9 protein-coding genes and 2 pseudogenes are annotated in these 22865 nt (G+C 74.1%); 5 read left to right on the forward strand and 6 right to left on the reverse strand.

What is annotated here, in order from left to right; all coding sequences use genetic code 11:
• Nucleotides 1-12: 12 nt before the first annotated feature.
• From BM385_RS01925 to BM385_RS01945, 5 genes and pseudogenes are all read right to left on the reverse strand, one after another.
• Nucleotides 13-10269 carry a non-ribosomal peptide synthetase gene (locus BM385_RS01925; RefSeq protein ID WP_254791413.1) on the reverse strand — a complete coding sequence of 3419 codons (10257 nt, stop codon included), beginning with the start codon at nt 10267-10269 and terminating at the stop codon, nt 13-15.
• A gap of 26 nt (nt 10270-10295) precedes the next feature.
• Nucleotides 10296-11000: a thioesterase II family protein gene (locus BM385_RS01930; RefSeq protein WP_308404684.1), complete on the reverse strand. Its 705-nt coding sequence runs from the start codon at nt 10998-11000 to the stop codon at nt 10296-10298.
• Between the two features lie 638 nt (nt 11001-11638).
• A complete protein-coding gene (locus BM385_RS01935) occupies nt 11639-12676 on the reverse strand; it encodes a sodium:calcium antiporter (RefSeq protein ID WP_093841971.1) in 1038 nt (345 codons plus the stop codon).
• Nucleotides 12677-13011: 335 nt separating this feature from the next.
• Nucleotides 13012-13930, reverse strand: a pseudogene (locus BM385_RS01940) (AraC family transcriptional regulator).
• 23 nt (nt 13931-13953) lie between these two features.
• Nucleotides 13954-14863: pseudogene (locus BM385_RS01945) on the reverse strand (zinc-binding dehydrogenase).
• 270 nt (nt 14864-15133) lie between these two features.
• On the opposite strand from BM385_RS01945, the gene BM385_RS01950 reads away from it, so the two are divergent.
• The 4 genes from BM385_RS01950 to BM385_RS01965 all read left to right on the forward strand — a co-directional run bounded on the left by BM385_RS01950 (nt 15134) and on the right by BM385_RS01965 (nt 20336).
• A complete protein-coding gene (locus tag BM385_RS01950) occupies nt 15134-17860 on the forward strand; it encodes an ATP-binding protein (protein WP_093841972.1) in 2727 nt (908 codons plus the stop codon).
• Between the two features lie 148 nt (nt 17861-18008).
• Nucleotides 18009-18377 carry a YciI family protein gene (locus BM385_RS01955; RefSeq protein ID WP_093841973.1) on the forward strand — a complete coding sequence of 123 codons (369 nt, stop codon included), beginning with the start codon at nt 18009-18011 and terminating at the stop codon, nt 18375-18377.
• A 112-nt stretch (nt 18378-18489) separates the two neighbouring features.
• Nucleotides 18490-19101, forward strand: a complete 612-nt coding sequence (locus BM385_RS01960) for a nucleotidyltransferase domain-containing protein (RefSeq protein ID WP_019432370.1) — start codon at nt 18490-18492, stop codon at nt 19099-19101.
• Between the two features lie 365 nt (nt 19102-19466).
• Entirely contained in the window at nt 19467-20336 is an 870-nt protein-coding gene (locus BM385_RS01965; protein WP_093841974.1) for an AraC family transcriptional regulator, read from the forward strand.
• A 109-nt stretch (nt 20337-20445) separates the two neighbouring features.
• Here BM385_RS01965 and BM385_RS01970 read toward each other — a convergent pair whose 3' ends face one another.
• Nucleotides 20446-21768, reverse strand: a complete 1323-nt coding sequence (locus BM385_RS01970; protein WP_093841975.1) for an extracellular catalytic domain type 1 short-chain-length polyhydroxyalkanoate depolymerase — start codon at nt 21766-21768, stop codon at nt 20446-20448.
• Nucleotides 21769-21943: 175 nt separating this feature from the next.
• Here BM385_RS01970 and BM385_RS01975 point away from each other — a divergent pair, with 175 nt between their 5' ends.
• On the forward strand, nt 21944-22750 hold the full coding sequence (locus tag BM385_RS01975; protein ID WP_246338075.1) for a DeoR/GlpR family DNA-binding transcription regulator: 807 nt from the start codon (nt 21944-21946) through the stop codon (nt 22748-22750).
• Nucleotides 22751-22865: the final 115 nt, after the last annotated feature.

Below are 22865 nucleotides of genomic sequence, written 5' to 3' on the forward strand. Positions count from 1 at the left end.
CCGATGGTGTGATCAGTCGTCCAGTTCGATGGTGGTGCCGTTCACCCACCTGCCACCGTCGCCGGTGGGGTAGAGGAACGCGCTCGGTGCGGGGAAGCCGGGTGCGATGGCGCCCTCGGCCATCCAGGCGGCCCATTCGCCGTCGGCGGGCAGGGCGGCCGGGGAGTCGGCGCCGGCGTAGATCTGCCCCGGGACGCCGTCCGGGCAGGGCCGCCCGCGGTCGTCCAGGACGTACACCGGCCCGGTGAAGCGCTCGAAGAACTCCCGCTGGTCCTCGTGGGCCGCGATCACCGCCGGGGACTTCTCCGAGCGGCGCAGCAGTTCGGCGACCTCGGCGGGGTCGGTCCCGTCGATGTCGGCGACCTCGGCCCGTCCCTCCGCGAGCTGGAGCAGGCAGGCGCGGAAGACGCGGGAGAAGGCGGCGACCCACTGCGGGTCGACGGCTCCGGTGGTCGAGGAGAACCGGACGGTGAGCCGGTCGCCCGGTACCGCGACGACGGTGAGCCGGTAGTTCGTCCGCTCGTGGCTGGCGAACTCCCCGATCTCCAGGCGCCGGGAGCGCAGGTGCTCGGGGCCCAGGGGGTAGTTCTCCAGGATGAAGAGGACGTCGAACAGGGAGCGTCCGGCGCCGATGCCGGCGCTCTCCAGGATGTGGGTGGTGGCCAGGTCACCGTGTTCCAGGGCGTCGAAGCCGTTGCGCTGCATCCGCTGGAGCAGGTGCGGTACGTCGTCGTCCTCGGTGGTCTCCACCCGGACGGGCAGGGTGTTGATCAGCAGGCCCACGATGCTCTCCACACCGTCGACCTCGGGGGTGCGTCCGGAGACGGTGGTGCCGAACAGCACCTCGTCGGTGCCGGAGACGACGCGCAGGGAGAGCGCGAGCGCCGTCTGCAGAACGGTGCTGAGCGTGCAGCCGGCGGTGGCGGCGAACGTGCGGACGGCGGTGGTCTCCTCGGTGTCGAGCACCAGGTTCAGCTGGCTGAAGCGGTCCTCGCTCCCGTCCGCCGGTGCGGCTTCCGGGGGCAGGGCCGAGGGCTGGGCGCCCGCCAGGTGGCGGGCCCAGTAGGCGCGGGCCGCGGCCGGGTCGAGCCCGCGCTGCCAGTGCGCGAAGCGGCGGAAGGGCGGTGCCGGTTCGGGGACGATGTCGGTGCGGTCGGCGTCGTACAGCTCCATGGCCCGGCTCAGCATCCGGAAGACGCTCCAGCCGTCCAGGGACAGATGCGGGAAGCTCAGCACGAAGGTGTGCTCCTGCGGGCCGGTGCGCAGCAGGGTGACCCGCAGCAGCGGTCCGCCGGCGAGGTCGAAGCCCTGCGCGATGTCCTCGGCCAGGGCCGCCTCCACCGCCGCGTCGATGGCCTCGGCCGCACCGTGCTCCGCCGTCAGGTCGCGGTAGGCGAGGGCGAAGCCCGCCTCCCGCAGCACGACCTGCACCGGGCGGGTGAGGTCCTCCCAGCTGTAGACGGTGCGCAGCATCTCGTTCTCGGCGACGACGGTGTGCCACGCCGCCTCGAACACCTCCGGGCGCAGTGCGCCCCGCAGGGTGGTGACGATCTGTCCGAAGTAGTCGCTGCCGCCGGGGTGCATCAGTTCGTGGTAGAGCAGCCCTTCCTGGGTGGGGGTCAGCGGCAGGACGTGCTCGATGCGGTCGCCGTAACGTTCCCGCAGCAGGTGCCGTTCGGCGGCGGTGAGCGGATCGTCGCCGGTGTCCGCGGAGCCGGCCGCCCCGGTGGGCGCGGCGTCCAGGCGGTGGGCGAGGTCGAGCAGGCGCTGCTCGTAGCCGGTGAGCATCCGGGCCACCTCGGGGCGGTCCGCGAAGCGGTGGTCCACCCGGACGGAGACCTTCAGCTCGTCGCCGTACCGGAAGATGTTGACCTCGATCGCGCACTCGCGCCGTGAGTCGGGGTCCCGGAAGAGGCCGTAGGCGGCGTCCGCCAGGCGCATCCCGGCGGGCATGGCGCCCAGGTAGTTGAACGCGACCGGGATGGCGGCGGCCGGGTGGCGGACCGCGCCGGCCAGGAAGGCGAGCGCGCCGTAGTCACGGCCGCCGGCCGGGATGTTCTCCAGGTGCGCGCGGCAGGCCAGCACGCCGGCGACCGGGTCCGGCGCGCCGCCGCTGGGCAGCACGGTGGGGTAGATGCTGGTGAACCAGCCGACCGTGCCGGACAGATCGAGGTCGTCCACGACGTCGGCCCGGCCGTGCCCCTCCAGCAGCACCGGCAGCGCGTCGGTGCCGAACGCCTCGGCGTAGGCGTCGCCGAGCGTCGCCAGCAGCGCGTGCTGGAGTTCGGCGCCGGGGACGTGGCGTCCGATGCGGGAGAGTGTGGCGGTGGCCGCCGCCGGGAGCCGGAACTCCCGGTCCACGGTGCCGCCCTCGGTGAGGATCACCTGCGGGAACGGGCTGCGCACCCGGGCGGTGACGTCCGACCAGTGGGGCAGCTGCGCGCGTATCTCGTCGGAGGCCGCCCGGCGGTGGGTGGCGGCGATCCAGGCGGAGAAGCCGGCGGTGCCGGTGGTGGCGGGCAGCGCGCCGGGGCCCTCGCGCAGGGCGGTGTCGAGGTCGCGGGCCATGATCCGCAGCGACACCCCGTCGCTCACCAGGTGGTGCACCGCCAGGACCAGTTTGTGCTCGGTGCCCACGGTGACCTTGGCGGCGCCCAGCATCCGGCCCGCCGCCGGGTCGAGGCCGCGCTGGAGTTCCGTCAGCTCCCCGGTGATCTCGGCGAGGTCGGTCACCGTCCAGGCCGCGACGGGGAGGTCGGCGGCCGGCAGGTCCTCCTCGTAGTGCCACCGGCCGTCCACCCGGTGGAGCCGGGCGCGCAGCGCGGGGTGGCGGTCGGCGACGGCGCGCAGGGCGGCGGCGATCCGGTCGGGGGCGTGGTCGTGCTCCAGATCGAGCACCAGCGGCAGGTTCCAGTGGCCGAGCCATTCCTCCTCGCCCAGCGCCTCAAGGATCCAGGCGTGCATCGGGGCCAGTTCGGCGGTGTCCTCGCGTTCGATGACGGCCACCGCCGCCCGGCCCGGGCGCAGGATCGCGGCCAGCTTGCGGATCGTCTGGTTCTCGAAGACGTCGCGGGCGGAGAGGTGGTAGCCGGCGGCGCGCAGCCGGTTGGTCATCTGGATGACCTGGATGGAGTCGCCGCCGAGGCTGAAGAAGGTGTCGTCGGCGCCGAACGCCTCGGTGCCGAGGAGTTCGGCCCACACCCGGCGCAGTTCGGCGGCCTCGGGGCCCAGGGCGGCCATGGCCTGCCGGTCCCCTGTGGTGGACTCGGGCCGGGCGGGGGCGATCTCGACGGCGGCCAGCGCGCGCCGGTCGACCTTGCCGTTGCGGTCCAGCGGCAGCCGCTCCAGCGGGACGAGGACGGCCGGGACCATGTAGTCGGGCAGCAGGCGTTCCAGGTCGCCGCGCAGGTCCCGGTCGGTGTCGCCGGACCAGAACGCCACCAGCCGCAGGGCGCCGCCGGTGCCCGGGCGGGCCTCGACGACGATCTCCCGTACGCAGGGCAGGGAGCGGGCGACCCGTTCGATCTCCGGCAGTTCGACCCGGAAGCCGCGGATCTTGACCTGGTGGTCGGCGCGGCCGATGAACTCGATGTCGAGGTCGTCGTTGAGCCGCACCAGGTCTCCGGTGCGGTACATCCGCCCGCCGGGGGCGAAGGGGTCGTCGAGGAAGGCGGCGGCGGTGAGGTCCGGGCGGTTGAGGTAGCCGAGCGCGACGCCCCGCCCGCCGACGTACAGCTCGCCGGGGACCCCGGCCGGCTGGAGCCGGCCGCTGCCGCCCAGTACGTACGCCGAGGAGTGTCCGATGGGGCGTCCGATCGGTACGGGCCGGTCGGCCGGGTGGTCGGCCGGGATCGGGTGGGTGGTGGAGAAGGTGGTGTTCTCGGTGGGTCCGTAGCCGTTGATGACACGCACGCCGGGGTCGGCGTCCAGCACCGCGCGGATGTGCCGGGGCGACAGGACGTCGCCGCCGACCAGCAGGTTCCGCAGCCCGGTGAAGGCGGCCGGGTCGGCGTCCACGATCTGGTTGAACAGCGGGGCGCTCGCCCACATCACGGTGGCGCCCGCCTCGCGGATCGCCTCCCGCAGGGTCCGGGCGTCCAGCAGCACGTGTTCGTCCACCAGGTGCAGTTGGGCGCCGTTGAGGAGCGCGCCCCACACCTCCAGGGTGGAGGCGTCGAAGGTGAGCGAACCGGTCTGGAGCACCACGTCATGGGCGCCGAGGGCGACGAACTGCGGCCGGTGCACCAGGCGCAGGATGTTCTCCGCCGAGACGACGACGCCCTTGGGACGGCCGGTGCTGCCCGAGGTGTACATGACGTAGGCGGCCGTGGTGGCGGCGTCGGCGGCGGGTGCGTCCCCGGGGCGGGGCGCGGCGTCCGCCGGCCGCTCGTACCCGCCCAGTTCCAGCTGCGGTACGGCGCTCTCGGTCCGCCCGGCGTGGTCGAGCAGCAGGACGGCCTCGGAGTCGGCGAGGACCAGGTCCCGCCGTTCGGCCGGGTCGGAGGGGCGCAGCGGCACATAGGCGGCGCCCATGCGCAGCGCGGCGATCATGGCGATCACCACGTGCGGGGAGCGGCGGGCCATGACCGCGACCCGGCTGCCGGCCCGGACGCCGCCGGCGTGCAGCCGGTCGGCGCAGGCGCCGGACAGCTCCCACAGCTGGGCGTAGGTGAAGCGTTCGGCGCCCATCACCAGGGCGGTCGCGTCCGGCCGTTCCCGTACCACCTCGGCCAGCCGGGCCGGGATCGAGGGCGGCAGGGGCGCGTCGAGCGGGCCGTTGACGGACAGGATCCGCTCCCGCTCGGCGGCGCCGACGATCTCCAGCGAGCCGACCTCGGGGTCGCGCAGCCCGGGCAGGTCCGCGAGCACGGTGAGGTAGGCGGCGCTCCACCGTTCGACGTCCCGCCGGGCGAACAGGTCGCGGCGGTACTCGAAGACCAGGTCGAGCCGCCCCTCCCGCTCGAACGCCTGCACGGACAGGTCGAACTTGGCGGTCTCGCTCTCCCAGATCCGCAGCCGCCACGCCGCCTCCGGGGTGGTCACCTGCTCGATCTGCGCGTTCTGGAGCGCGAACAGCACCTGGAAGAGCGGGTTCTTGTTGTGCGCCCGCTCCGGCTGCAGCGCCTGCACCAGGGAGTCGAACTGCACGTCCTGGTTGTCGTGCAGGCCGATGACCTTCTGCTTGACCTGCGCCAGCAGCGCGGAGAACGGCTGCGCGTCGTCGATCCGCAGGTCGAGGGGCAGGGTGTTGGCCAGGAAGCCGACGAGCCCGGAGGTGTCGCCCAGTCCCCGGTTGGCGACGAGCGTGCCCAGCCGCACATGGTCGCTCAGGGTCAGCCGCTGGTGCAGCACCGCGTACGCGGCGAGCAGCAGCACGTACAGCGAGACGTCGTGCTCGCGGGCCAGCCGGCGCAGCCCGGCCAGTACCTCGGGGGGAACGGTGGCGGTGAGGTGCTCCCCCGCCGAGGTGGCGCTCTCCCCGGCCGCCGCCCGGGCGGGCAGTTCGGCGGGCACCGCGATGTCCCCGAGCTGGTCCGTCCAGTACGCCAGCTGGCGGCGGTACGCCTCGGACCTCTCGTAGGCGGTGACGTCGGCGACGTACCGGGGGTAGAGGCCGTCGATCGGGTCGAGCCGGACCACGCCGTGGGCCAGCAGATCGCGGTGGATGGCGGCGAGGTCGGAGAGGATGACGCCCATCGACCAGCCGTCGGAGACGATGTGGTGGATCGTCAGCACGATGGTGGCGCGGTCCTCGGTCTCCCGGACCACGGCCGCCCGTACCGGCGGTTCGGCGAGCAGGTCGAAGGGGGTCGCGGCGGAGCCGGCGATGATCCGCTCCACCTCGGCCGCGCGCCCGTCCTCGGGCAGCGCGCGCAGATCGTGCTCGGTGAAGGCCGGTGCCAGCTCCGTCACCGGTACCAGCCGCTGGACGATGCCGCCCTCGCCGTCGCTGTCCGGGCCGAAGCGGACGCGCAGTGCCTCGTGCCGGTCGATCAGCTGCATCACCGCGACCTTCAGCAGCGGTGCCGCGACCTGACCGGTGACGGTGAGGGAGACGGTGTTGTTGTAGTACGGGCTGGAGGGGTCGGCTTCGAAGAGGAACCACAGCCGGCGCTGCTGCGGGGTCAGCGGGTGCGCGCCGTCCGCCGCCGCCGTGCGGGGCGCCGGAGCAGCGGCGGCCGGTACCGGCGCGGGTGCGGGCGCCCCGCCGGCCGCGGCGATCCGCGCCAGGTGACGGATCGTCGGCTCGGCGTAGAACTCCTGGTGGGAGACGTGGACGACCTTCTCGTCGCGGAGCCGGGCGAGCAGCTGGATGGTGGCGATCGAGTCGGCGCCGACGTCGAAGAGGTTCTCGGTGACGCCGATGGTGTCCACCCGGAAGACGGTGCGGCAGATGTCGCGGATGCGTTCCTCCAGCGGCCCGTCCGGGCCCTCGACGGTCACCGCGCCGCGCAGGACGTCCAGCCGGCCGAGCACCCCGGTGCGGTCCACGGAGCCGTTGCGGTCCAGCGGCACCTCGTCCAGGAGCGCGTACCGCGCGGGCCGGCCGCCGGGGGCGGTCCGCAGCGTGCCGGCGATCTCGGCGGCGCGCGCGGCGAACAGGTCCTCGAAGGTGGCGAAGTCGGTGACCACGCACACCTCGTCCAGATCGGGCCGGTCCTCGCGGACGGGCAGCGCGGCGGGCAGCCGGGCCCCGTCCACGCCCAGGTGGACGCCGGGCGCGTCGGTGCCGACGACCCGGGCCAGCGCGAGCAGCGCCCGCAGCGGGTCCATCGTCGCGATGCCGCGGCGGCTCAGCGAGCGGTTGACCCGCAGGTCGCGGCTCATGCCGGTCTCGTCCCACACCCCCCAGGCCACCGAGGTGGCGGCCAGCCCGCGCGAGCGCAGCAGGGCGGCGTGGTGGGCCGCGAAGTCCGAGGCGGACACATAGCCGGAGACGGTGGTGCCCGGGGCCAGGCTGCGGGCGCTGGCGAAGGCGACCAGGAACGCGTCCGGGTGCCGCTCCAGCAGCAGATCGCCGAGCCGTTCGAGGCCGCGTACCTTCGGCTCGTACACCGCCCGCAGCTCGGCGGCCGACTGGTCGGTGATCAGGGCCTCGTGGATCACGCCCGCGAGGTGGAACACCCCGTGCAGGGGCAGCCCGGTGGCCGCGCGGTGTTCCTCGACCGTCTCCCGCAGCGCCCCGGCGTCGCCCAGGTCGCACTGCCGGTAGCTGACGGCCCCGCCGTGCTCCCGCGCGAGCGCGCGCAGCGCGGCGAGGTCCCGCTCGGCCCGCTCCGGGGCGCGCCGCCCCAGCAGCAGCACGTCGCGTCCGTAGCGGCGCAGCAGGAAGGCGACCAACAGCCGGCCGATGCCGCCGAGCCCGCCGGTGACCACCAGGAAGCCGTCCCGGCGGGAAAGCGGCGAGGGGCCCTCGGGCAGCGGCAGGGCCGCCAGCGCCTGGGTGTGGCGCACCCCGTCCACGTAGAGCACCGAGACGCCGTCCGCGACGGTGCGCTCCTCGCGGCGCAGGACGTCCACCGGGTCGGCGCCGGTGCCGGACAGATCGATGTGGAGGGCGGTGTGGCCCTCGGCCACGGCGCTGCGCACGAAGGCGGAGACGGTGGCGTGCCGGTAGCCGGGGTTGGCGGCCGGGGCGCCGAGCGCGGCCCGGGTGAGGACGGTGGTGCGGGTGAGGAGAAGTCCGGCCTCCGGCAGCAGCCGCCACAGGTTCTGGAGGCTGAAGACGCCCCGGTACTGCTCCTCGACGGCATCGGCGTCGTCGCCGGACCCGTCCAGGGCCCACAGATGCGCGACGGAGACGGCCTCGGCGCCGGCGGCGCGCAGTGTGGAGGCGAGCGACCGGTAGCCCTCCTCGTCCCTCGGGTCGATCTCGGTGACCAGGACGCTGGGCGGTACGGCGGCGGTGTCCTGGCCGGCGATCCGCGGGGTGTGGGCCCACACCACCAGGCGCCCGGGGTCGGCGGCGAGCCGCCGCACCGGGGCGGGGTCGTCGGAGAGGACGAGCAGGGCGGACGCCTCTTCCCGCGGCGCCTGCTCGGGCGGGCCGGCCGGTACCACGGTGTCGCGGTAGGCGCCCAGCGGCGGCGGTGCCGCCGGGGTGAGCGGGCCCGGGTCGGCCGGCGTGGTGAAGGCGTCCAGCAGTTCTGCGTCCTGAAGGGAGGTCAGGTCGGTGGCGAACGCCACTTCCCGGACGGTCGCACCGGCCTCCCGCAGCCGGCGGGCGACCCGTTCCCTGACCGCCTCGCGGTAGTCGGGGTGGTCGAGCCGGCTCTGTACGGCGGCCAGCGCGCCGCGCACGCCGGGCAGCAGCACCTCGCCGGTCCACACCCGCGCGTCCGCCACACCGGGCAGGGCGCGGACGGCGGCCTCGGTCGCGGTGTCCCGGGTCCAGTCCTCGCCGAGCCCGGCCAGGACGGCCGGGGTCCCGGTGCCGGGCACGGCCGGGCGGGGCAGGTCCGCTTCCTGCGGGGAGGCGGTCAGATACCGGCCGGGGCCGACCAGGGAGGCCACCGTCTCGGCGGCGCGTGCCCGGTCGCCGCCGCTCTCGCCGACCGCGCGGTCGGCGAAGTCGCCGTCGCGGTAGCGGGCGCCGAGCTTGGCGCGCTGGATCTTGCCGAGGTTGGTCTTGGGGATCTCCCGGCGGCGTACGGGGACGACCGCGTGCAGCCGTACCCCGATCCGGCGCAGCACATGGGCGCGGATCTCCTCGACGGGCAGGTCCGCCAGGCGTTCGCCGCGCGGTACGCAGAAGACGATCGCGCGGTCCTCGCCGGTGGCGGGGTCGGTGTGGGCCCAGGCGGCGGTGAAGCTGGTCTCCACGGCGGGCAGTTCCTCGATGGCGGCCTCGACCTCGGAGAGGTCCACGTTGAGGCCGTTGACGACCAGGATCTGCTTGGCGCGGCCGGTCATGGTGACCTCGCCGTCCCGGATGCGGGCGAGGTCGCCGGTGCGGAACCAGCGGTCGGCGGTGAACGCCTCCGCGTTGACGGCGGGGTTGCGGAAGTAGGCGGGGGTGACACAGTCGCCCCGGACCACGAGGTGGCCCACTTCGCCCTCAGGGAGGATCGTGCCGTCCGGGCCGGTGACGGCGACCTCCAGCCCGGGGATGGGGCGGCCCAGGGAGACGAACTGTCCGGTGTGCTGCGCCTCCTCGTCCCCGCCGCCAGTGCCGGCCGGCTCGGCGGGCGGGCGGAAGTCCCGGTTGTAGAGCACGCCCGAGCAGGTCTCGGCCATGCCCCAGACCGGCACGAACACCTCCGGCCGCAGTCCGTGGCCGGCCAGCGCGCGGCACAGCAGGCCGGTCAGCCGGGCGTTCACCATCTCCCCGGCGTTGATGACCTCGCGCAGGCAGGACAGGTCCCAGTCGGCGTGGTCCCCGGCCCGCACCAGGTTGTTGAGGAGGGAGTAGGCGAACTGCGGCGCCCAGGTGTAGTTGACGCGGTGCCGGTCCACCAGGTCGAGCAGGGTGAGCGGGTCGGCGAGGATGTGGCCCGGTGCGACCTGCACCTGTTCGCTGAGCCGGCGGATCCCGCGCAGATGGGACATCAGGATGCCCGCCGCGTGTTCCAGCGGCATCCAGTTGAGCTGCACATCGGTGGGCGCGCCGTCGTCCTGCATGACGCCGGCCTCGCGGGCCAGCATCGAGCGGTGGGTCTGCACGGCGCCCTTCGGCACTCCGGTGCTCCCGGAGGTGAAGAAGATGACGGCGGTGCCGTCGGGAGCGGCGGCGGGCGCCGGCGGCGGGTCCGGGAGGGCGGGCAGGTCCGCGGGCCGCGGGAAGGTCAGTACGGTGGCCGGGTCGTGGCCGAGGAGCCCGAGGACCCCGGGGTACTCCTCGGCGAGGGGTGTGCCGAGCAGGATCCGGCCGGTGCCGAGGGTGTCCAGGACCCGGGAGACGCCTTCCAGGCTCTCGCGCCGGAGGGCCGCAGGGACGCTCATCGGGACGGCGACGACGCCGGCGTGCATCGCGGCCCAGAACAGCGGCAGGTATTCGTGGCCGTCGGGTATCTGGAGGACGAGGTGATCGCCGGGCCGCAGGCCCGCGGTCCCGGTCAGCCAGTGGGAGAGCCGCAGCGCCTCGTCGTGCAGTGCGGCGTACGTCGTCGTGCGGTAGCCGCCTTCGGCGCCGTAGAAATGAATGCTGGTGTCGGGCGCACGGTGGGCCGCGTCCTGCAATGCTGCGAAGAGGTGGGACCAGTCCGGCGCATGGAGAATTTCGCCGCCCGAGACATAGGAAAGCCCGGCGGCAGCGTCGTGAACAGCCATCTTTCTTTGTTCCCCCGAAATTTGGACTACGTTCTCGCTGCTATCAGCTGAGTGATGCCTTGAAGATTGCCGTCGATGAAGAAATGACCTCCGGCATATGCCCGGAAATCGACGGCGGAAGTGGAGAGCCTTTGCCATTCGGTGTGGCACACCGCGTTCGCGGTGTCGTCGTCCTCACCATTGAGCACGGTGATGGGACTGCGGACGGGCACGGTTTCGTCGGCCGTGGCCGCGCCGTCCTCCAGCAGCCGGAAGTCGGCGCGCAGGACGGGCAGGAAGAGTTCGGACACCAGCTCGTCGTGGTCGGTGAGGGTGGGCGGCAGACCGCCGAAAGCCGCCAGCGCGGACAGCAGCCGCCGGTCGTCCAGCTCACCGACCGGCGCGCCGAGCACGTCGCGGTAGCACGGTGAGCCGCGTCCGGAGAGGAACAGGTGCCGCCCCTGGAGGCCCAGGGATTCCAGGCGCCGTTCGAGTGCGAGCGCCAGGTAGGCACCCATACTGTGACCGAACAGGGCAAAGGGCTGCCCGGCCGCGAGCAGCGGCAGGGTGCGGTGGGTGAGATCGTCCAGCGCCTCGCCGAGCGAGGCGTACAGGGGCTCGCTGACGCGCTCCCCGCGCCCGTTCAGCTCCAGCGGCACCACGTCCACGTGCGCCGGCAAGAGCGCACGCCACCGGTGGTACCGACTCGCACTGCCCCCGGCATGGGGCAGGCACAACAACATGACACGCATGAACGCAAAGACCCCCCGAAGGCCGTGCGCGGGTGGCGCACGGCAGTCTTTGCAACCCCGCAAGGGCTGCTACCGCTCAAATTTTCGACATGGCACGGCGAAGCCGCGCGGGTCGCTCCTGCATTTCGCCGAGTGCGGCTCACATGAAACCGCACAGTGCGGAACCAGTCAATTCCCCGTCGTGTTCCTCCGTACCGCCACGGATGCTAGCAGAGGTGCGCTCGGATTCGCCAACATCTCTTTCTCCGCACCATCGAAGCTCTGTACGGGCAGCGCATCGCGAACCGACCCGCTTTCTTTACCGGCGAGTAATCGACCGGCCCGGCGAAAAACAGCATCGGCGAATTGCCCGGACCCGCGGCCGGCTTATTCCACCGGCCACGCCCGCATGACCCGGCGTTCCGGCCGGTCACACCCCCGGCCGGCACCGAGGACGCCCGGACGCTCCCTCCCGCGCGGCACCCTGCCGCGTCGGCCCGCCGGGCGATGTCCCGGCGCCTGCCGCCCTCAGACACGCGTGATCACCCGTGCCCGGTTCCCGCCTTCCGGCCCGGCCCGGCCGCAGCCGCCCCGGCCGCCCCGGCCGCCCCGGCCGCCCGGTGACGGACCGTCGGTACCCGCCGCGCCGGTACGGACCGTCAGAAGGCCAGGACGGCGACCGTGCCCGCGTAGATCACGACGAGCAGCACCCCGTCGAAGCCCAGCCGCCACCAGCCGCGCTCCTGGCGCACCAGCAGTCCGCCGAGCAGCACGGTGGTCATCACCAGGGCACTCGCCGTCAGGAGCAGTTCGTCCGGCTGTGCCGTGTGGTACAGCGAGCCGCCCCGGTAGGCGATGTCGCCGATCACCAGGTTGAGCACGTCCAGGCAGTTGCCGCCGATGACCGCCGCGATCGCCAGGGTCACCGCGCCGCGGCGCACCGCCGCCACCGCGGTGACCGCTTCGGGCAGCGCGTTGACGATGCCCATGAAGACCGCCCCGACGAAACCGGCCCGCAGCCCGGTGCTGTCCACCAGCGTCTCGGCCGCCCGGGCGATCACCCAGCCGCCGGCCATCACCGTGGCACCCACCGCCACGAACTCCGCCCACAGCGTCCGGGTACGCCGCTCCCCCGCCGGCACGGCGGCGGCCGGCGCGTCCGGTACGGTCTCGCGGGTCCGCACCGCCACCCACATGGGCCGCCGCCGGTCCAGGATCAGCCGCAGCCCGCCCCAGTAGAACCCCACCAGCACCAGGGACGCCGGGTGCACGCCGAGGACGGTGATCTCCGGGCTGTAGACGGCCATCAGGACGATGCCGAGCAGACCGATGAGCAGGCTGCCGAAGAGGACGTTCTCCAGCGAGGCCGCGGCATGCTCCAGATTGACGCGGCGGTAGGCGAGGTCGGCGACCGCGACGGCCAGCGTCTGGGCGGCGATCCCGCCGACCGCGTTGCTGTAGGCCAGTTCGGGATGGTTCCCGGCGGCGGTGACGGTCGTCATCACGATCCCGGAGAGGGAGGTCATCAGGCCGAAGAACACCGCGCCGAAGAGCGCCTCGCCCTGCCCGGTGCGATCCGCCAGCGTGTCACCGAGCCCGGCCAGCCGCACTCCGCCGACCACCGTCAGCGCCCCGGCGGCCAGAAACAGGACGACGCTCCATCCCAGCGGCCACGGCGAGGTGAGAAAGTCCGGCACGCACGCTCCTCCCCCGGCCACCGCCGGACACCCGGCCCGCACGGCACGCCTTCGCCCGTCCTCCATCATCGGCCCCGCCCCGCCCACCCGCATCCGGAGACGCCCGGTCCGGAACGCGGGGCGGTACCGGCGCGGCGCGCTGTCCGTGGTGGCTCCACCGCCCCGGGCGGGCCGGAACCCGGCCGGGCCCGCTGGCTCACCCTCGTCATGCCGGAACTGACCACCCGGGCCCGCCGGGCAGAAAGCTGACGGCCTGCCACCCCGCACACACCGCCGCGGCACGCTCCCGGCAGACACCCGGACGGCGCCGGGCAACCCCCGGGGCCAGCCCGCCGTCACCCGCGGAACCGGGAGCGGTACGCGCCCGGGGGGGATACCCCGGGCGCGTCGGAAGGCCCGGCTGAAGGCGTGCGGGGAGGCGTAGCCGACCGCGCCGGAGATCGACTCGACCGGCTCGTCGGTATCGCGGAGCCGGACGGACGCCAGGTCCATCCGCCACTGCGTCAGGTACGCACCGGGCGTCTGTCCGAGGGCCGACCGGAAGCGCCTGGACAGGGTCGTCCGGGACACCGCCGTCGCGGTCGCCAGGGACGCGGTGGTCCAGGGGTGTTCAGGTCGGGCGTGCACACGCTCCAGGGCGTCGCGCACGACCGGGTCGCGCAGCGCGCCCAGCCAGGAGCCGGCCCGCTGCTCCGGGTGGCGGGCCAGCCAGACCCGGATGAACTGGATGAGCAGCAGGTCGACGATGCTGTTGACGGCGGCGGTGGTACCGATCTGCGGCTGCGCGAGTTCGGCGGTGAGCAGTTCGACGGTCTTGCTGAGCTGTGTGCTCTCCCGGCCGGTGACGTGCAGCGGCCCGCCGAGGGAGGTGAGGACCGGTGTGCTCACCTCCGGGTCCTGTTCGTAGCGCAGGATGAGCACTTCCGTCCGGGCCGGCGCCGAGCCCAGACGCAGCGGGCTGCCGTCGGTGAGGGCCCGGTCCGTGGCCTTGCGGTCACAGGGACCCATCGCCGTACCGGACCCGCCGGCTATCCCGTGGGCGGTGCCCGGCGCCACCAGGACGGCGTCCCCGGCCCGCACCTCCCGGGGCTTCCCGCCCGGGAGGTGCAGCCACATCGTGCCCCGGGACACCACGTGCAGGGCCGCTGCCGGAGAGGAGTCCAGCCACTGGCCCCAGGTTCCTCCGGCCTCCAGCACAACCCCGAGCGCCCCGCGCGCGCCCGAGATCCGCAAGGCCTCCGCGAGTACGTCCATGGTTCCCTTCTCGCCGACAGCCGTCAGAGCACGTCGAGCACGATCTTCCCGGGTACTTTCCGCGCGAACAGCGCCCGGACGGCGTCGCCCACGTCCCGCCAGTCGCCGCGCAGCCCGATGGGTGCCGAGAGCTTCCCGGCGGCCATGAGGCCCAGCAGGTCCGTCAGCTCCCCGCCGGTCGGGGTCATGTCGCCGTAGGTGGCGATGGCGCGGGGTTCGCCGAAGCCGAACAACTCCCCCGGCGGGAACGTGGTCGCCTGCCCCGAGGAGTACCCGACCAGATGGATGGTGCCCCCTTCGGCGAGGGACCTCCACGCCTGCTCCACCAGTGGCCCGCCGATCGTGTCCAGGACGAGGTCGAACCGGCGCCCGGTCCCGGCCAGGTCGGTCAGCACCTCGCCGGCCCCGAGGTCGCGGAGTCCGGCGGCCCGGGCCGGCGAACCCACCAGGGCCGTCACCCGGGCGCCCGCCAGCGCCGCCAACTGGACGGCGAAGCGCCCCACTCCCCCACTGGCGCCGGTGACCAGGACGTCGCGCGCCAGCAGGGAGCGCCTGCGCAGTACCCGCAGCGGGGTGACTCCGGCGATCCCCAGTGCGGCACCCGCGGCCAGGTCCACGCTCTCGGGGACGGTGCCGAGCGAGGCGGGACGGACGGCCACCCGCTCCGCCCAGGCGTGGGGAGCCATCCCCACCGCGACGCGCGTCCCCGCGGGCGGCCCCGAACCGTCGGCCGCCGCGCGTATCACGACGCCGGCCGCGTCGTGGCCGTGGACGGCGCCGGCCGGCCACTGGTCGATGTAAATTCAGCTCGCCGAAGTTGAGACCGATGTGCCGTATCTCCACCACCGCCTCGTCGCCGGACGGAACGGGATCCTCGACATCGGCGAACCGGACGGGGCCGGCCTCGCCGTGTTCGACCACAAGGGCGCGCATGGGGGTGATTCCTCTCTTCGTGGATGCGCCGGAACACCGGGCGCGGCAGTGGGCGGCGGGCGCGCGTGCCGCACGGCCGCCTGTCCGAAACCCTCGTGCACGGCCGGCACGGCGACCAGCCCCGTGAGCGTCGATCGGTTGACCATCTGTGCCGGTGCGGCGCGCGCGGCGCGGGTTCCGGGACGGGGGAGGGCGCCGGATCGTCCCGGACCGGCTGCGATCACCGGGCGCGGTGACCGGGTGCGCGCGATGGCGGGCTAGGGTGCGCGCATGCACCTGGTGGGGAGGGACGCCGAGCAGGCGCGGCTCCGGCGTCTGCTGGCGGACGCGCGCGAGGGACGCAGCGGGGCGCTGGGGCTGCGCGGCGCGCCGGGGATCGGGAAATCGGCGCTTCTCGACCGGGCCGTGTCGATCGCCGAAGCCGCGGGCATGCGGGTGGTGCGCGCGGCCGGGATCGAGTCCGACCACGAGCTGGCGTACGGCGGCCTGCACCAGCTGCTGTTCCCGCACATGGACCGGCTGGACGCGCTGCCCACTCCGCAGGCGAGCGCGCTGCGTCGCGCATTCGGCCTGGCCGAGGGAGGCGACGCCAACCGGTTCCTGATCTCCGCCGGCACGCTGTCGCTGCTCGCCCAGCTGGCCGAGGACGCCCCGCTGCTGTGCCTGCTCGATGACCTGCAATGGCTCGACCAGGGCTCCGCGGAGGCGCTGTTGTTCGCCACCCGCCGCTTCGTGGCCGACCCGATCGCGGTGCTGTTCGCCGTACGGGAGACATCGGCGCCGTTCGTGCTGGCGGGCGTCGAGGTCATGGACCTGTCCGGCCTCGCCGCGTCCGACGCCGCCCGGCTGCTCGACGGTCACGCACCGCAGCTCGCCGAACGGGTACGGACCAGGGTGGTCGCCGAGTCCGGCGGCAATCCGCTGGCGCTCATCGAACTCGGGACGTCCCGGCTCGCGGCCCGCGACGCCGACGAGTCCGATCCCGCCGGGCAGGTCGGCCCGCTGCCGGTGACCCGCCGCGTGCAGGAGACCTACCGCCACCAGATCGTGGAGCTTCCCGCCGCCACCCAGCGGGCGCTGCTGGTGGCGGCGGCCGACACGGCGGCGCCTCTCGCGGTGATCCTGCACGTGATCGAATCGCTCGGCGGCGCCGCCGGCGACCTGGCGCCCGCCGAACGCGACCGGCTGGTCCGGATCGACAGCCGGATCACCTTCCGCCACCCCTTGGTCCGGGCGGCCGTCTACCAGGACGCGCCGCTGCACCGGCGGATCGAGGTGCACCGCGCGTACGCCGAGGCGCTGCGCGCGGACGCCGACGCCGACCGCCGGGCCTGGCACCTCGCCGCGGCCACCACCCGGCCCGACGAGGCGGCGGCCACCGAACTCGACGGCGTGGCGGAGCGGGCCTGGCACCGCGGCGGCGCGATGGCGGTGTGCGCCGCCTACGAACGCGCCGGCCGGCTCAGTGCCGACCGGGAGCTGAAGGCCCGCCGTATCGCCCGGGCCGGGCAGGCGGCGTTCGACGCGGGCCGGGCCGACCGCGCCGCCCGGCTGGCCGCCGAAACGCTCGCGCTCACCGCCGACACCGGCGTCCGGGCCGACGCCATCTACATCCGGGGCGCCGTGGAGTACGAACGCACCTCGCCGCGGGCCGACGCGGAGCTGACGCTGGAGGCCGCCGCGCTGGTGCGCGACACCGATCCGGAGCGTGCCGCGCTCACGCTGTACGAGGCCGCGCACGCCGCCCGGCACGGGGCGGCGCACGACCTCCTGGAGCGTGCGGCGGATCTGCTGCGCGGCTTCACCCCGCCGCAGCACTGGGCGCCCGTCGTCGCCGCCCTGCTGGGGTGGGCGGAGCTGTTCGCCGGGCGTCCGGAGCCGGCCGTCGGCCCGATGCGCGCCCTCCGCACCGCCGCACCCGGTGGCGGGCACGATCTGATGCGGCGCATCACCGCCGCGATCGGCGGGCTCATGATCGCCGACGAGGACGCCGTCGCCGCGGAGACCGAGGAGATGCTGGCGGTGGTGCGGGCCACCGGGGCGCTGGGGTGGGTCCCGTACACCCTGAACGTGCTGGCCGTGGCGCGGCTGTTGCGCGGCGAGTTCGCCGACGCCCGCGCGTGCGCGGCGGAAGGCGTCGCCGTGAGCGACGAACTCGCCAACCGGACCGAGAGCCTGGCCCACCGGTCGGTGGAGGTGTGGCTGCACGCCGTGTCGGGGGACGAGGCACGCGCCCGGGCCCTCGCCGAGGAGGTGCTGCCGCGAGCCCGCGACCGGCACCGGGTCAACGCCGAGATCGCGGCCTGGGGTCTGGGGATGCTCGACCTCTCCGCCCGGCGGTTCGGGGACGCGTGCGACCGGCTCGATCAGGTGTCCCGGGGACCCGCACGCCGCGACCTCCTGGTGCGGGCGGTCCCGGACCTGATCGAAGCGGCCGTGCGCGGCGGCACGCCGGAACGCGCCCGCGGACCGCTGGCGGGCTTCCGGAACTGGGCCGAGCACGTCGACCGCCCGGTCGCCACCGGGCTCCTTCTGCGCTGCCGGGCGCTGCTGGCCGACGACGGCGCCGCCGACGCGCTGTACACCGAGGCGCTGCGGCTCCACGAGCGGCACGGCGGCCCGTACGAACAGGCCCGTACCCGGCTGGTGTACGGCGAGTGGCTGCGGCGCCGTCGCCGCCGCGCCGAGGCCCGCGGCCATCTCGCGACGGCGGTGTCCGCGTTCGAGCGCCTGGGCGCGCGGCTCTGGGCCGAGCGTGCGCGCGGCGAGCTGGCAGCCTTCGGCGAGCGGGGCGATGAGCCCCGGCACAGCGGCCCGCTGACTCTGCTGACCCCGCAGGAGCTCCAGGTCGTACGGCTGGCCGCCGACGGCCGCACCAACAAGGAGATCGCCGCGCAGCTCTTCCTCAGCCCGCGGACCGTCGGCCACCACCTCTACAAGGCGTACCCGAAGCTCGGTGTCACCGGGCGCGCCGAGCTGGCCCGGCTCGTCCGGTGACCGGTGCCGGTCGCCCGTCGCCCGTCGTCGGTCGCCCGTCGCCCGTCGCCCGGACACCAGTCACGATGACTGATGCCTCAGCGGTGGGCCGCGCCTAGCGTTTCGGTCATCCGGGCAGCGGCCCCGGCCGCACGACGAGGAGACGAGCATGACGAAGTACTTCCTGAGCCTCCCGCACGACTCCGCCGAGGAGCCCACGATGGAGGACATGGACCCCGCGGAGCTGCAGGAGGTCATGGCCGCGGTCGGTGCGTTCAACACGGCCATCCAGGAGGCGGGCGCGTTCGTGATGGCCGGCGGCCTCCAGCCGCCGTCGAGCGCGACCACGGTGGACTACTCCGGGGACAGCCCCGTCCTCACACCCGGCCCGTTCGTCGAGGCCGATGAGTACCTCGGTGGCTTCTGGATCATCGAGGCCGAGAACGACGACGTCGCGTTCGAATGGGCCAAGCAGGCCTCGCGGGCGCTGCGCAGCCGGATCGAGGTGCGGGCCCTCCAGGAGGAGCCCGGTGCCTGAGGACGGGCGGCGCCGTCGGCCACCCCGGTCGCCGACGGCGCGGCCGGGCCGCTGATCCGAGGGCCGGTCCGGGCGTGTCAGCCGGTCCGGGACGGCGGGGAGAATGAGCGGCATGACACGTCTCCGGGCTCCGTTCGGCCCATGGGATCCCGCTCCCCTGAGCGAGGTCGTCGCGCGTTTCTCCGGCTCGGGTTCCCGCTGGTGGGTGGCCGGGGGGCACGCCATCGAGCTGGCGGTGGGCCGCCGGATCCGGAGCCACGCGGATGTCGATGTCCTGCTGCTGCGGCGTGACCAGCTCGTGGTCCAGCGGGCTCTGCCGGGCTGGCAGTGGTGGGCGGCCGATCCGCCGGGGACCCTGCGTCCGTGGGCGGCGGACGAGGTGCTGCCCCCGGAGGTCCATGACATCTGGTGCCGCCCCGGCCCCGACGATCCCTGGCGCGTGCAGGTCATGCTCGACGAGTCCGATGGCCATGAGTGGGTGTCACGGCGGGATTCCCGGCTGCGTCGGCCCATCAGCGCACTGGGGACGGTCTCGGCCGGCGGTGTCCCGTATCTCGCCCCGGACGTGCAGCTCTACTACAAGGCCGACTCAACCCGGCCCAAGGACGAGACGGACTTCGCCGCCGCGCTGCCCGTCCTCACGGACGAGCAGCGCCGCCGGCTCGCCGATGCGCTGTTGATGACCTACGGACCGCACCCCTGGATCGCGCGCCTGCGGGCTTGACCACCGGGCCCCTTGCCCGGCCCGGCGGGCGCCGTACCGGGCGCCCGCCACCGCTTCGGAGGTCGGGGACCATGTCAGCGGAACGGTCCCCCCGGGACTGACGGTCGGCCCGGGCCAGGTCCAGGTCACGAACAAGGAAGGGAACCAGAGCAGTAACTTCCTCCCGGTCCAGATCGACGCCCCCTGAACCGTCGTCCGCGCCGGTCTCTCCCGGGCCGGCCGCCTCCGTCCCGCATGGGCCCCGCGCACCCAAGGGTGTGCGGGGCCCGCTCGCTGCACCCCGGCGGCACCCGATCGGATCGGACCGCAGCGATCGGGTGCGGCCGGGGTAGCCGCTGTCAGGGTGGGAACCGAAAGGAGGCCGCATGATCTCGGCACTGAACCAACTCGTCGATCACATCGAGCAGCACCTCGCGGAGGAGCCCGACATCGACGGGCTGGCCGGGGCGCTCGGCACGACCGGATACCACCTGCGCCGGATGTTCTCGTCGCTGGCCGGTATGCCGCTGTCGGAGTACGTGCGGCGGCGGCGCATGACTGTTGCCGCCGCCGATGTCGTCCGGGGCGGGAAGGGGCTGCTGGACATCGCCGTCCGGCACGGCTACGGCTCCGGTGAGGCGTTCGGGCGCGCGTTCCGGGCGGTCCACGGTGCCGGCCCCGGTGACGTCCGCCGGGACGGCGGCCCGCTGCGTACGCAACCACGGCTCAGGTTCCGCCTGACCGTCGAAGGGAGCACTCCCATGGACACCCGCCTCGTCGACCGCCCCGCCTTCCGGCTGGTGGGACACGCCACCCGCGTCCCGCTGATCCACGAGGGCGTCAACCCGCACATCCAGGAGCACATCGCCGCACTGCCGCCGGAGGAACATCTGCGGCTCAAGGCTCTCGGCGACACCGAGCCCAGGGGATTGCTCCAGGTCAGCGACGACGTCGATCCGGACGGGAGGGAGGGCAGCGAGCTGACCCACCTGCACGGAGTCGCCGTACGCCGGGAGACACCGGTCCCGGACGCTCTCGATGCCATCGAGGTGCCGGCCGGCATGTGGGCCGTCTTCCGCACCAGCGGACCGTTCCCGCAGACCCTCCAGACCGCCTGGGCGGCGACCGCGACCGAGTGGTTCCCCTCCAACCCGTGGCGGCTGCGGCCCGGCCCTTCCCTCGTCGCGTTCCTGGAGCACGCGGACGACCTCACCACCGCGACGTGCGAACTGTGGCTTCCCGTCGAACCGGCGTGAGGCACCCCGGTGGGGAAGGCGGCTGAGCGCCCGACCCGCCCCGGTCGGCGGCGGACCGCCGGCCGGGGCGGGGTACGGACGCGGGTGCGGCGGTCGGTCCGTCAGCCGGTCACCCGGCCGCGCAGGCCGCGCCGTTGAGGGCGAAGGCCGCCGGGGCCGTGGCGTCGCCGGTGTGGGTGGCCTGGTACCCGAAGCCGACGGACGCCCCCGGAGCGATGACGGTGTTGTGGGCCACGGGGGTGGCCGTGACGGTGCCGCCGGAGGTGGCGTAGCCGGCGTTCCACCCGGAGGTGAGGGTCTGCCCGGCCGGCAGGGCGAACGTCAGCGACCAGCCGTTCACCGCCGCCGAGCCGGTGTTGGTGACGGTGACCTCGGCGGTGAGCCCGGAGTTCCACGCGTTCGTGGCCACCGCTACCCGGCAGGCACCCGGCTGCGGATCGGGGCCGGGCCCCGGCCCCGGGCCCGGTTCGCCGCCCCGGTCCAGGCCGAAGAACTCGATCACCCGCGCCGCCATGCCCCCGCCCGGCACGTTGTGCCCGGTGCCCTGGAGGCTGATGGCCTCCACCGGCGCCTGCGCTCCGGTGCCGCCGTACCGGGTGCGGTTCCAGCCGGCCTGCGGCTGGTCGCTGTACGCGGGGGTCTGGCCGACGCCGAGCACCTGCGTCCACTGTTTGATCTGCTCACCGAAGTTCGGGTAGCGCAGGACGTCGTCCTGTGTGCCGTGCCAGATCTGCATGCGCGGCCGGGGGCCGGTGTAGCCGGGGTACGCGGCGCGTACGGTGTCGGCCCACTCCTGCGGCGTCCGGCTGATCTGCCCCTGCGCGCAGGCGCTGTTCCAGCCGGAGCCGTCGGTGGTGGCGAAGCAGCCGAAGGGCACTCCGGCGAACGCCGCGCCGGCCGCGAAGACGTCCGGGTAGACGCCGAGCAGCACGTTGGTCATCATCGCGCCGGAGGAGGCGCCGGTGACGTACACCCGTTCCGGGTCGCCGCCGTGGGTGCGCTGCACGTAGTCCACCATCGACCGGATGCCGACCGGGTCGCTGCCGCCGTCGCGCCGCAGCGCCTGGGGCGAGGAGACGTCGAAGCACTGGCCGCTGCGGGTGGCGGACGGGTAGATGACGATGAAGCCGTACCGGTCGGCGAGCGAGGCGAATTCGGTCCCGGCGTGGAAGGCGGGGCCGGTGCCGGTGCAGTAGTGCACGGCGACGAGGACGGCGGGGCGCTGCGGGACGGTGTCGGGGACGTACAGGTGCATCCGCAGATTGCTGGGGTTGGCGCCGAAGCCGGTGACCTCGGTGAGGGTGGCGGCGGACGCCGGGGGTGCGGTGAGGAACATCGCCGCGAGGAGCGGGGCGAGTACGCCGAGGAGGGTGGCGGCCAGGGTGCGTGGCCGTCGCCGTTCTCCCGCCGTGCGGAGCGAGATGGGGGTCATCGGGGTCCCTTCAGCACAGGGAGTCGGGGGTGCGGGCAAGCGGTGCACCCCGGATCGTGACATGGACACGTCTTTCATGGAAGCGCTCCCACATCCCGGACCCGCCGCCTCGCCCGGCCAACCGCGGGCTCCGCACGGACCTTGGCCCGCCCCGCGCCCATGCGATGCTGGGCGGATGGCGGGTGATCCGATGGCGGCGGACGGGGCGCGGCGGAATCCGGAGCTGCGGCGGGTGGCCATCCGCCGGCAGGTGGCCGAGGCGGGGTTCGTCCGGGTGGACGCGCTGGCCCGGGAGTACGGGGTGAGCATCATGACGGTGCACCGCGACCTGGACGAGCTGGCCCGGCGCGGGTTCCTGCACAAGGTGCGCGGCGGGGCGACGAGTGCGCCGACCACCACCTTCCACGGGGATCTGGAGCACCGGATGCAGGCCCAGGTGGAGGCAAAGCTGGCGATCGCGCGCGAGGCGCTGGCCACCGAGGTGGAGTCGGGGCAGGTGGTGGCCCTGGACGACAGCACGACATCGCTGGTGCTGGCCCGGCTGCTGCCGGAGCGGGCGCCGCTGACGGTGGTGACCCACTTCCTGCCGGTGATCCGGGCGCTGGCGGCGCAGCCGGGGATCGAGCTGGTGGGGCTGGGCGGACGGTATGACGCGGCGTACGACTCGTTCCTGGGGCAGGAGGCGGCGGAGGCGGCGGCCGGCATCCGCCCCGATCTGCTGTTCGTGTCCACCACGGCGGTGGTGGACGGGGTGTGTTACCTCCAGTCGCTGCGCACCGCGATCACCCGGCGGGCGCTGGTGGCGTCCGCGTCGCGGACGGTGGCGCTGATCGACCACGCGAAGTTCGACCGGCGGGCACCGCACCGGCTGGCGGCGCTGGCGGAGCTGGACCGGGCGGTGGTGGACGGCGGGACGGCGCCGCGCACGGTGCGCGAGCTGCGGGCGCGGGGGGCGTGCGTCGATGTGGTGGAGACGTCCTGACGCGCCCTCAGTTCTGCGATGTGATGTGAAGTTCACCCGGTTGACCGGGCGGCACCGCCCTGTACATGGCCGCTCCAAGCTGCGGTTTTCCCGGACCGCGCGACACGCACCGCGA

It is taken from the genome of Streptomyces harbinensis, assembly GCF_900116145.1.
Taxonomy (GTDB): domain Bacteria; phylum Actinomycetota; class Actinomycetes; order Streptomycetales; family Streptomycetaceae; genus Streptomyces; species Streptomyces carpaticus.

What these genes read in the sequence shown, in the direction of transcription:
- BM385_RS01950 (WP_093841972.1), top strand. Translation starts at nt 15,134, where the DNA reads ATGCACCTGGTGGGGAGGGACGCCGAGCAGGCGCGGCTCCGGCGTCTG.
- BM385_RS01925 (WP_254791413.1), bottom strand. Translation starts at nt 10,269, where the DNA reads ATGGCTGTTCACGACGCTGCCGCCGGGCTTTCCTATGTCTCGGGCGGC.
- BM385_RS01970 (WP_093841975.1), bottom strand. Translation starts at nt 21,768, where the DNA reads ATGACCCCCATCTCGCTCCGCACGGCGGGAGAACGGCGACGGCCACGC.
- BM385_RS01975 (WP_246338075.1), top strand. Translation starts at nt 21,944, where the DNA reads ATGGCGGGTGATCCGATGGCGGCGGACGGGGCGCGGCGGAATCCGGAG.
- BM385_RS01960 (WP_019432370.1), top strand. Translation starts at nt 18,490, where the DNA reads ATGACACGTCTCCGGGCTCCGTTCGGCCCATGGGATCCCGCTCCCCTG.
- BM385_RS01955 (WP_093841973.1), top strand. Translation starts at nt 18,009, where the DNA reads ATGACGAAGTACTTCCTGAGCCTCCCGCACGACTCCGCCGAGGAGCCC.
- BM385_RS01965 (WP_093841974.1), top strand. Translation starts at nt 19,467, where the DNA reads ATGATCTCGGCACTGAACCAACTCGTCGATCACATCGAGCAGCACCTC.
- BM385_RS01930 (WP_308404684.1), bottom strand. Translation starts at nt 11,000, where the DNA reads ATGCGTGTCATGTTGTTGTGCCTGCCCCATGCCGGGGGCAGTGCGAGT.